Raw genomic sequence first — 3,097 nt, forward strand, 5'->3', positions numbered from 1 at the left:
CAGAATCGTGTTCACCGCCTCCGGTTCGGCCGCCGCGCCGCGAGAAGACATAGCGGTGACCGAAGACCTGGGGGTAGCCGAAGACATACCGGTGGCCGAAGACCTGGCGCCGATGCCCTCACCGCCGACCGCGCAGGCGGCCGGGAACAGCAGCCCGCACACGGCGACCACCAGCGCGGCCGACGCGCGCGGCGCCGACAAGCCGGCGGGTGGTCGAGGCCGCCGGGTGCCCGCGTCCGTCACCTCTGTCATCCCATAGAGCCGGTCATCCCGTGAAGGGGATGGTGTTCGTCGTGATCGGCGTCGCCGGTGCCGTCGTGCCGGTGCCGGTGCCGCCCTGTTGCCCGGGCGAGCCCTGTGGCGTCGTGCCGCTGGTTACGGGTGATGTCGAGCCCGTCCCCTGGGCTGGGGCTCCCGTTCCGAGAGCCTTCGCGGTACTCAGGTTCTGTCCGCCACCGGTCGACTCCCCAGTACCGGGAGTCTGTCCGCTACCAGAAGCCTGTCCACCGCCAGAAGCCTGCGGGGACGAGGGCGCCTCGCCCCGCGCGCCCGGCGCGATACCGGCTCCCGGGGCGACGGGGCCGGTGCCGGTAGTGCCGGTAGTGGTGGCGGTCGACGGGCCAGGTCCGGTGGCCGGCACCGGCCGGCCGTGGGTCGACACACCAATCGTCGGCAGCTGGGGTGAGGGATTCCACGACTGGTCGAACGCGCGGGCCACGACAAGGGAGGAATGCGTGTCCAGGGTGCGCGAGGCACCCGCCGCCAGCACGCCGTTGCCACCCCGCCCCTCCTTCGAGAACCAGCCGAAGGCGACAGGATGATCGGTGACGTTCCTCAGCGTCCACGAGACCATGTCGTGCCCGCCTGCCGATCGCAGCTCGAGCGACCGCAGGTGGCTCTGGACCCGGTTGATGTCGGCCGCCCCGATCGAGTAGGCGCGGAACAACGGGTTGATCTGTGCGACGACATGAGGCGGGGTCGGGTTGACGACGACGTTGTCGATACTCACGTCGAGATCTGGCCGCAGGGCGGAGCCGCCCGGGAGCGTGACCTGACTGGAACCGGGCACCCCGTCGGGGAACGCGGCGCCGGCTGGACCGGCCACGGCGGCGGCCAGGGCGCCGGCAGCACCGACGGCGGCAAAATACATTTTTCGCGAGCGCATAGGGGACGTAATGAAGTAACAAATACGTGATCGAGAGCATCATCGCAGGTCACAGGCCTGTGGAGGGTTCGAAACGCGCAAGTTATTTCATTTCGACTCCATAGCGGGACGCCCCTTCCCTGCGTAATTTATCGGCGTACGTGTACGTTGAATCGCTCTGGCGACAGTACTCTGCGACGTCCTCGTGCTACCCCGCACGATCTCACCATGTACCCCGTCCGGGCTAACACGGCGGCGGGAACCGGGCACGGACGGTCCGCCCCGTGCCGTGTGTGCCGGGGATTTTTTCCGCACCCACCAGGAGACGTCGGCGAAAGCTGTTCGGCCGGCATGTTCCGACTCACCTGTCCTCACCAGGAAGACGGAGGACGGCGATACGATTATGTCGGGCTCTCCGAACGGGCCGGGTCCGCGGATGTGGTGTGTGCAGGATGATGGCCGCCAGCACGCCAGAATGGTCGGTGCGGAAAACTGGATCGGCCGGGACCGGGCCCACCCGGCACCGCCGGAACCAAGGAGGGTGATAAGGAGGGTTACGCAGAACTCATGGAATAGAAAGAGAGCGCCCGGATCACGGAGAATACCGACCGACAGGTCGGGAGCGGACGCCGGTGGTCGGTGTGCAGTACGTGCCAGACCCTGCAGTACTCGCCAGACCCTGGAGTTGGCGATGGCCCGGGTTGCGCTCGGTCAGGTGGTGTCCTCCCGAGTAGAGTTCCGGGCCGGAACTCTACGACCGACACGACAGCAGGGCTCCATAGGTGTCGCGCCGGTTGCCGTCGGACAGCCGGTTGTAGGTGAGGTAGAGCGTGCGGCGGGAGTGGCCGGAGTGGTTGGGGGCGCTGCCGGCCGGGGGCCGGTGGCCAGTCTTCGACCTCCTGGGCCCATCGGCGCAGCAGGGCCAGATCGTCTCCCGGCAGGAAGCCGTCGACGAGCCAGACTCCCGTCCCGCGCCACCGGTCGAGATCGGCGGTCACGTGCGACCCCAGCCGGGCCATGGATCCGCTTGGCAGACTCACGCTTCACCCTTTTATAAAAAATCACCTAACTGATACAATTTCGAGTAACGAATTTCTATCGCGTAATCCAACCTTGCCAGCTACGACGCTCGGATCTCCCTGGCGCTATCCGAAGATGACCGGCTTACCGAGTGGCAAGCCGGTGGACGGCGCCCCGACGATCCGCCCGACCTCCCCATCGACTGCCCCCGCCCTGATCCACGGCCATGACCGTAGACGACCGTAGACAGCAGAAGGAAACATCCTCTTAACAGGATCTATTAGATGGATAGAACTTTCATACAGTATGATTTCTACCGAAGAAACAGATCTTCATCCAACCCGTGCGGCAGATGGCAGTACACCACCGGCAAGCCGGAAGCCGGAAAGCGCGAGGATGGCGACGACGTTGGGAGAGACCATGACCGGACCGACGGCCGTCGAGGCGATCGACGAGCCCGCCCAACCCCTCCCCGAGCCGGGCGGCACCATCGCGCACCTACGCGCCTGCCTGCCGACCCTCACTCCCAGCGGTCGCAAGATCGGCCAGCTGATCCTCAGTGACCCGAGGGAAATCGTTCACCTCACCGTCACCGATCTCGCCGATCGGACCAGCACCTCCGTCGCGACCGTGGTCCGGTTCTGTCAGGACCTCGGCCTCAAGGGCTTCGCCGACCTCAAGATCCGTCTCGCCGGCGAAGCGATTCCCCCCGAACGCGGCCTTCACGAAGACGTCACTCACGCCGACTCCCCTGCCACCATCCTGGAGAAGATCCTCCGCAGCACCGAGGCGGCCCTGTCCGAGACCACCCGCACCGTCGACCGCACGGCATTCGCCCGCGCGGTCGACGCCCTGCATCGCGCTGACCGGGTCCTGCTCATCGGCGCGGGGACGTCCGCCCCCCTCGCCCAGGACGCCGCCTACCGCTTTCGC

At 66.7% G+C, this 3,097-nt stretch carries 2 protein-coding genes and 1 pseudogene; 2 read left to right on the forward strand and 1 reads right to left on the reverse strand.

Annotation, left to right across the window (positions count from 1 at the left end):
- A pseudogene (locus ACY45C_RS04240) lies at positions 1 to 259 on the forward strand (hypothetical protein); the annotation flags it as partial.
- A gap of 6 nt (positions 260 to 265) precedes the next feature.
- Here the strand turns inward: ACY45C_RS04240 and ACY45C_RS04245 are convergent.
- Positions 266 to 1,165, reverse strand: a complete 900-nt coding sequence (locus tag ACY45C_RS04245; protein WP_462186340.1) for a hypothetical protein — start codon at positions 1,163 to 1,165, stop codon at positions 266 to 268.
- Between the two features lie 1,419 nt (positions 1,166 to 2,584).
- On the opposite strand from ACY45C_RS04245, the gene ACY45C_RS04250 reads away from it, so the two are divergent.
- The coding region (locus ACY45C_RS04250) for a MurR/RpiR family transcriptional regulator (RefSeq protein ID WP_462186341.1) at positions 2,585 to 3,097 on the forward strand (513 nt) is incomplete at its 3' end.

Source organism: Frankia sp. CcWB2, assembly GCF_977927585.1.

Excerpts from the sequence above, each read along its gene's own strand:
- ACY45C_RS04245 (WP_462186340.1), bottom strand. The coding sequence starts at position 1,165 with ATGCGCTCGCGAAAAATGTATTTTGCCGCCGTCGGTGCTGCCGGCGCC.